This is a genomic window from Arthrobacter sp. NPDC056493, assembly GCF_042795115.1.
GTDB lineage: Bacteria > Actinomycetota > Actinomycetes > Actinomycetales > Micrococcaceae > Arthrobacter.
The window spans coordinates 42,101-48,703 of the sequence record NZ_JBHTSL010000040.1; the positions used below are offsets into that span (position 1 = coordinate 42,101).

General features: G+C 67.4%; 8 protein-coding genes. 2 read left to right on the plus strand and 6 right to left on the minus strand.

Translation table 11 applies throughout. The features are described 5' to 3' along the window. Positions 1-67: 67 nt before the first annotated feature. The 5 genes from ACFQ50_RS16065 to ACFQ50_RS16085 are packed head-to-tail and all read right to left on the minus strand — an operon-like array spanning position 68 to position 3,109. Positions 68-505: a MaoC family dehydratase gene (locus tag ACFQ50_RS16065; protein ID WP_377996644.1), complete on the minus strand. Its 438-nt coding sequence runs from the start codon at positions 503-505 to the stop codon at positions 68-70. A gap of 2 nt (positions 506-507) precedes the next feature. Then, positions 508-969, minus strand: a complete 462-nt coding sequence (locus tag ACFQ50_RS16070) for a MaoC family dehydratase N-terminal domain-containing protein (protein ID WP_003803911.1) — start codon at positions 967-969, stop codon at positions 508-510. 35 nt (positions 970-1,004) lie between these two features. Beyond that, the gene (locus ACFQ50_RS16075; RefSeq protein WP_377996645.1) at positions 1,005-1,229 is read right to left on the minus strand and encodes a DUF3188 domain-containing protein; all 225 of its coding nucleotides are present in this window, start codon (positions 1,227-1,229) and stop codon (positions 1,005-1,007) included. A 47-nt stretch (positions 1,230-1,276) separates the two neighbouring features. After that, positions 1,277-2,218 (minus strand): DUF2797 domain-containing protein, encoded by a 942-nt coding sequence (locus ACFQ50_RS16080; RefSeq protein ID WP_377996646.1) that lies wholly within the window; start codon positions 2,216-2,218, stop codon positions 1,277-1,279. Between the two features lie 27 nt (positions 2,219-2,245). Next, positions 2,246-3,109: an HpcH/HpaI aldolase/citrate lyase family protein gene (locus ACFQ50_RS16085; protein WP_377996647.1), complete on the minus strand. Its 864-nt coding sequence runs from the start codon at positions 3,107-3,109 to the stop codon at positions 2,246-2,248. A 319-nt stretch (positions 3,110-3,428) separates the two neighbouring features. On the opposite strand from ACFQ50_RS16085, the gene ACFQ50_RS16090 reads away from it, so the two are divergent. Further along, on the plus strand, positions 3,429-4,466 hold the full coding sequence (locus ACFQ50_RS16090) for an ABC transporter substrate-binding protein (protein ID WP_377996648.1): 1,038 nt from the start codon (positions 3,429-3,431) through the stop codon (positions 4,464-4,466). 53 nt (positions 4,467-4,519) lie between these two features. Continuing rightward, positions 4,520-5,440 carry a TauD/TfdA dioxygenase family protein gene (locus ACFQ50_RS16095; RefSeq protein WP_377996649.1) on the plus strand — a complete coding sequence of 307 codons (921 nt, stop codon included), beginning with the start codon at positions 4,520-4,522 and terminating at the stop codon, positions 5,438-5,440. A gap of 93 nt (positions 5,441-5,533) precedes the next feature. Here ACFQ50_RS16095 and ACFQ50_RS16100 read toward each other — a convergent pair whose 3' ends face one another. After that, positions 5,534-6,499, minus strand: coding sequence for an aldo/keto reductase family oxidoreductase (locus ACFQ50_RS16100; protein WP_377996650.1), 966 nt, complete (start codon positions 6,497-6,499; stop codon positions 5,534-5,536). Positions 6,500-6,603 lie beyond the last annotated feature (104 nt).

Genomic DNA, 6,603 nt, shown 5'->3' on the forward strand with positions numbered 1-6,603 from the left:
CAGGACGCGTTGCGCCACAGGGTGACTCCCGCGCCTGGACGGCGGTGGAACTCAAGACAGCATCACGTCACGCCAACCGGACGAGGGCCTGGGCCTTCACGAGGACCTTCTGGCCGTCGTACACCACGGTGAGGTCCACGCGTGCGGTGCGCGCCTCGGCATCCAGCGCGCCGACGGCGCCGCTGACATCGATCACGGCACCGGCGTCACCGGTTCCCGTGGTGTCGGTGACCAGCACCGGCTTGGTGAAACGCGTCTGGTAATCGACGACGGCGGCCGGGTCACCGGCCCAGTCGCTGACCAGCTGCACGGCGGCACCCATGGTGAACATGCCGTGGGCGATGACGCCGGGAAGCTCCACGCCCGTGGCGAAGGCCTCGTTCCAGTGGATGGGGTTGAAGTCGCCGGAGGCGCCGGCGTACTTGACCAGGTCCTGCCGGGTCACCCCGATGCTGCGGCTGCCGATGTCCTGGCCGACGCTGAGTTCTTCGAATGTGGGGCTCATGGCTACTGTCCCTCTCCGCGGACCAGGATGGATGACTTGGTGGTGGATACCGGCTCGCGGCCGTCCCCGTCCGTCAGTGCGAAAATCTCGCTGCGGGTGGTGATCATGGCGCCGCCGCCCATGGCGCGCACGCCGTCGACGTGCAGCTCGGCGACGAGCCGGTCACCGGCAAAGATCGGACGGTGGTGGGTGAAACGCTGGTCGGCGTGGACGACGCGGGAGAAGTCGATGCCCGCCTCCGGGTCCTCGATCAGCTGGGCGTCGGCGCGCTGCGCGATAATGATCGCGAACGTGGGCGGTGCCACGAGGTCGGGGTGGCCCAGGCCCTGTGCGGCGTCGACGTCGAAGTGGGCGGGGTGGGTGGCCTTGACGGCGCGGGCGAACTCGCGGATTTTCTCGCGGCCGACGTCATACACCTCTGCGGCAGGGTAGCTTCGGCCCTGCAGGTCCGGATTGATAGTCATGGGTTCAAGCCTATCGGGGCCGGCGCGCGGGTTTCCTACTTGGGGATGTTCTTCCGCACACTCTGGCCGCGGACCACCAGGCCCACCATGTGCAGCACCAGGCCCGCACCGATCACCGGCAGGGACCCGATCATGAGCCCCCGGTTGGCGGTGACATTGCCGGCGATGTTGAGGATGAGGCCCACGGCGATGAGGCCCATCGCGGTGAAGACCAGGATTTTGTAGGACTTGGGCGCGGTGACCCAGAATTCGTGCAGCACCGTGCCAGTTTACCCAGTCAGGCTGCGCGCCCCCAGAAACGGCGTCCTCAGAACAGGGCTTCCTGCACCGCCGGCACCTCCGAGCTGTACTCCCCCGGTTCCACCAGCCGCCCTTTCAACAGCCCGAGGTTCACCACGAAGTCCAGCTCCGAGCCGTCCAGGCCGGCCAGACCGTGGGCTCCGCACAGGGCTTTGAGGGTGAAGCCGTGGCTTCCCCCGTGCATCCCGTGCGGATAGGCGTGCCGGGAAGCGGCCGCGCAGATGGCCACAGCCTGCGCCGGGCGGACCCACTGCTCATCCACAATGGTGAAACCCCCGACGGCGGTGCCCGCCAGCAGCGTCCGCACGTCTTCCGCGCGGCGCCGGTTGAGGCGGTCAAGCTCGACGCCGGGGAGCGGGGCCGTCAGGGCGGCGGCCTTCGCCGCGCCGCGCACCTGCTGGGCAAGACCGGCTTCGCTCGTGGCCAAATCCTCCAGGACGCGCACCACCCGCCCGTCCTCCGCCAGGGCGACGTAACGGGCAACCACCGCACCCTGCTCAGCCAGCCGGTTCCATTTACGCGGCTGCGAGGCCGTCCCGATCTTGCTGGCACCGTTGGCGAACGTGGCGACGTAGAGCCAGTGCGGCTGCATCAGATAGTCCCGCAGGCCGGCAGGAACCCGTCCGCCGCGGTGGAAGTCGTGGATCAGCCGGGTATCGTCAGCGAACTGGCAGGGCTCGCACTGGCTGCCCCGGACCGCGTGGGCACCGTCCGGGCACGTCACGTGCCGGCGCTCGGTTGCGGAGAAAACCCTGGTGTGGCCGAGGCAGTGCCTGGCGCCGTCCGCCACCCGGAACCCGAGCCGGGTGCCGGCGTCGAGCATCATCTCACTGAACCCGCCGCAGTGGTGCTGGAGGCGCAGAGCCGGACTGCCGCCGTCGGACGCTGCGGAAACGGCCGGCGGCCCATCCCAAAAGACCCCGTGCACCAGATAACGGGTATCTGTCACGGGGCCTCCTGGTGATGCTGATGGCGCTTAGAGCGCGGGCTGCACGCCAAACGCTACCGCGAGCTTCATGATCTTCTCTGCGCGGCCGAGGCGGGGCAGGTCGGAGCCGTCACGGATGACGCGGCCATTGGCCTCAAAGTCGGCCATGAAGTCGGTGGCCCAGGCGACGTCCGACGGCGTGGGGCTGATGACCTCGTTGATGACGCTGGTCTGGTCGATGGCCAGGCAGAGCTTTCCGGTCATGCCCATCATCACCGTGACGCCGGTCTGCTCGCGCAGGATCGGGTGGTTGGTACCCACGGTGGGTCCGTCGATGGGGCCGGGCAGGTTGCCCACCCGGCTGGCGACGACGAGCTTGGCACGCGGGTAGGCCATGGCCTCCTGGGTGTTCGCCATGCCGGTGTCGCGGCGGAAGTCGCCGGATCCGAAGGCCAGGCGGAATGCGCCCTGGGCCTTGGCGATGTGGTTGGCTTCCTCGATGCCGAGCGCGGATTCAACGAGCGGGATGACGGGAGTCTTGCCGTCCATGCGGTGGAAGGACTCGGTGACCTGGTCGGCCGACTCCGTCTTGGCCAGCATGACGCCGAGCAGCCCCGGCGTGCCGCGCAGGCCCGCGAGGTCGTCGGCCCAGAACTTGCTGGTGGCGTCGTTGATCCGCACCCACGCCTGGCCGCCGGCGGAGAGCCAGTTCACCACGTTCTCGCGGGCGACGTCCTTTTGCGAGGGGTCAACGGCGTCTTCGATGTCCAGGATGATCGAGTCCGCACGGGACACGGCGGACTGGTCGAAGAGTTCGGTCTTCATTGCGTTGACGAGCAGCCACGACCGGGCGATCTCGGCGGGGATGTTGCGTTCTTGCCGGGTGATCTCGGCGGTGGAAATAGACGTCATGGTTCTACCGTATCGGGCGGGCACCCGTATGCGCGACGCAGATCAGCTCCACAGGGCAGACCAATACGAACAAAAGGGGCAGTGTACCCCCGCCGGCGCGGCTCCCCGGCACCGCCCGTCACACCGATTCACCGTCCGCAACGGGGCGCCTCATGACCCGCTGTTGCGCCGTGTTTCCGCGGATTTCCAACGGTTTCCCGCCGTGACCCGGGCACTTTCCCGCGTCCTGTCGAGTGCGCTTACATCTATCCATCGGCCGTTGCAGCGGCCGCCAAGAACCTGGCCAACAAGCCAACCAACCCCCTGAAGGAACCCCCCAATGAAACGACACCTGACCATCCTGAGTGCTGCGGCCGCCGTCGTCATCGCCCTGACGGTGTCCGGCTGCGGCGGGAGCGCCGCCGGCGATAACACAGGCGGCACCGGAGCTCCCGGCGCCAATGAAGTCAAGGAGCTCCGCTACCAGGGCTGGGCCAACAACGTCACCCTTCCCGAACTGGCGCAGGACCTCGGCTACCTGGGCGACGTCAAGCTGAACTGGGTGGGCAACACCATCAGCGGCCCGCAGGATATCCAGTCCGCAGCGACGGGCCAGACGGACTTCGGCGGCGCCTTCGCTGGCGCCGTGGTGAAGCTCAAGGAAGCCGGCGCGCCGGTAAAGGCCGTCATCAACTACTACGGCGAGGACAGCAAGACCTTCAACGGCTACTACGTGAAGGGAGACAGCCCGATCAAGACCGCCCGGGACTTCATCGGCAAGAAGATCGCCGTGAACACCCTCGGCGCTCACTCCGAGGCCGTCATCAACACGTACCTCCGCAAGAACGGTCTCAGCGACGAGGAGATCAAGCAGGTCCAGCTGGTGGTGGTGCCGCCGAACGACACGGAGGAAGCCATCCGCCGCGGGCAGGTGGACGCCGGGGCCCTGGGCAGCATCCTGCAGGACAAGGCCGTCGCCGCCGGCGGGCTGCGGTCCGTCTTCAGCGACTTCGACCTGTTCGGCACCTTTGCCGGCGGACCCTACGTCTTCCGCGAAGACTTCATCGCCCAGAACCCCAACACGGTCCGGACCTTCACCACCGGCGTCGCCAAGGCCATCGAGTGGGAGCGCGCCACGCCACGCAAGGATGTCATTGCCCGGCTCACCAAGATCCTCAAGGACCGTGGCCGCAACGAGAACCCGGCCGCCCTGCAGTACTGGAAGAGCGTCGGCGTCCCCGCCAAGGGCGAGATCAAGGACGAGGACTTCACCCGCTGGGAGGAGTACCTGAAGTCCGTGGGCATCATCAAGTCCGACCTCGACGCCAAGAGCCTGTACACCAACGAGTTCAACGGTCTCCTGACCGGTTCAAAGTAAACCGCCCGATCCAAGAGTTCAAACTAACCGCAGCACGAAGTGAGGAAAGAACGATGACTGTCATTACCGAAACGAAGCTCGAATTCTCCAAGCTGGGCTCCCGCATCGGCGCCGAAATCCGCGGCCTGGACCTTAGCGGCGATCTGTCCGCAGAGACCGTTGCAGAGATCCGCGCGGCCCTCAACGAGCACAAGGCCCTCGTGTTCCGCGAAGCCAACATCCTCTCCGACGAGGCGCAGGTGAAGTTCGCCAGCCACTTCGGCCCGCTCACCAAGGCGCACCCCACCGTGGCGTCCGTGGAGGGCGAGGAGAACGTCCTGCCGGTGGACAGCGAGAACGGTTCGGCCAACAACTGGCACACCGATGTCACGTTCGTGGTCAACCCGCCGCAGGCGTCCACCCTGCGCAGCATTGACCTGCCGGCCTACGGCGGCGAGACCCTGATTGCCTCCTCCGCCGGCGCCTACAGCGACCTGCCGGACGAGCTGCGGAACTTCGCCGACACCCTGTGGGCAATCCACACCAACGACTACGACTACTCGGTGCCCAAGAACCTGGAGCACGCCAACGCCGAAGAGCGCCGCAAGGAGTTCACCCGGCTCAAGTTCGAGACGGCCCACCCCGTGGTCCGCGTCCACCCGCTGACCGGCGAGCGCGGACTGTTCATCGGGGGCTTCGCGCAGCGCCTGCGGATCGTGGGTCTGTCCAACACCGAGTCCAAGGACATCATCCGGCTGCTCCAGGCCTACGTGACCCGTCCCGAGAACGTGGTCCGCGTAAACTGGGAGCCCAACCAGCTGGTGCTCTTCGACAACCGGATCACCCAGCACTACGCACCGGACAACTACGACGGCCAGCCGCGCAAGCTCAACCGCGTCACCATCGCCGGCGACATCCCGGTGAGCGTGGACGGCAAGCAGAGCCAGGCGCTGAAGGGTGATGCCTCCACGTACTCGGAGATCGCCCCGCTCTAGGATGGTTCAGCCCTAAGGTTGTTCGGCCCAAGTAGGTCGCAGCACAGGGCGTTCCCAGCACTGGGAACGCCCTCAGCTGCGACCTACATGGGTTTAAGGGATGTTGCTGCCCCGGGCCGTGACCCACAGCCGGTACCACTCGGCCCGGGTCATGGCCTCGGCGGCGCGGGCGGCCCCGGCACAGGCACGGATCCGGTCCGGGTTGGCGGAGCCGATGACCGGCGCGATCCCGGCCGGGTGCTTCATCAGCCACCCCAGCAGCACCGCCTCCACGGTGGTGTCCTTCTCCCGGGCCATCTCCGCCAGCAGCGCCGCCGTGGCGTTCTCGGCAGGAGTGGGCCTCTCGGGCGGGTTGCCGGTGTAGTGGCCGCGGGCCAGCGCACCGTAGGCCTGCAGCGTGATCCCCTGCCGGGCGCAGTACTCCAGCGTCCCGTGCGGAAAGCTGTAGCTGTGGGCATCGGGATGGTTGACCAGCACGGTGCTCTCCAGCCAGTCGCGCTTGAGCAGGCTGAGTTCGAGCTGGTTGGCCACCACCGGGGTCTCGAGGCTGTCCTGGAGGAACCCGATCTGGGCGGCGGACATGTTGGACACACCCAGCGCCCGCACCTTGCCCTCCGCCATCAGCTTCCCGACGGCGGCCGCCACCTCCGCGGGGTCCATCAACGGATCCGGGCGGTGCAGCAGGAGGATGTCCACGTAGTCGGTGCGCAGCCGTTCGAGGCTGCCGTTGACGCGCTCGATGATGGCGTCCGCGCTCAGGTCGTAGTGGGTCTCCAGCCCCCGCTCGTTCAGCCGGATCCCGCATTTGGTCTGCAGCTGGATGCGCTCCCGCAGCCCGCTGGTGCCGGCAAGGACCTCGCCGAACACCGCCTCGGATTTTCCGTGCCGGTAGATGTCGGCGTGGTCGAACAGCGTGACGCCGATGTCCAGCGCCGCATCGATCGCCTCGGCCGCGGCCTCGACGTCGGTGATTTCGTGGGGCTCGGTCGACCAGTCCCCGCCGAGGCCCATGCAGCCGTATAGCATCCGGCCGTAGGGGGCCGCAGTTTGTTCAGTCATGGCATCACTCTTTCACTTGTTGCGCGCCCCCGCACAGAGGCTGCCCGGGGTACCCAGGAAGGCGGTTAAGCGGGCGCGCTGGCGGACCCCGGTCCGTCAAGACC

Bases quoted from the DNA above. Each gene is read 5' to 3' on its own strand.
- ACFQ50_RS16065 (WP_377996644.1), bottom strand. From the start codon at position 505: ATGAGCCCCACATTCGAAGAACTCAGCGTCGGCCAGGACATCGGCAGC.
- ACFQ50_RS16070 (WP_003803911.1), bottom strand. From the start codon at position 969: ATGACTATCAATCCGGACCTGCAGGGCCGAAGCTACCCTGCCGCAGAG.
- ACFQ50_RS16085 (WP_377996647.1), bottom strand. From the start codon at position 3,109: ATGACGTCTATTTCCACCGCCGAGATCACCCGGCAAGAACGCAACATC.
- ACFQ50_RS16090 (WP_377996648.1), top strand. From the start codon at position 3,429: ATGAAACGACACCTGACCATCCTGAGTGCTGCGGCCGCCGTCGTCATC.
- ACFQ50_RS16095 (WP_377996649.1), top strand. From the start codon at position 4,520: ATGACTGTCATTACCGAAACGAAGCTCGAATTCTCCAAGCTGGGCTCC.
- ACFQ50_RS16100 (WP_377996650.1), bottom strand. From the start codon at position 6,499: ATGACTGAACAAACTGCGGCCCCCTACGGCCGGATGCTATACGGCTGC.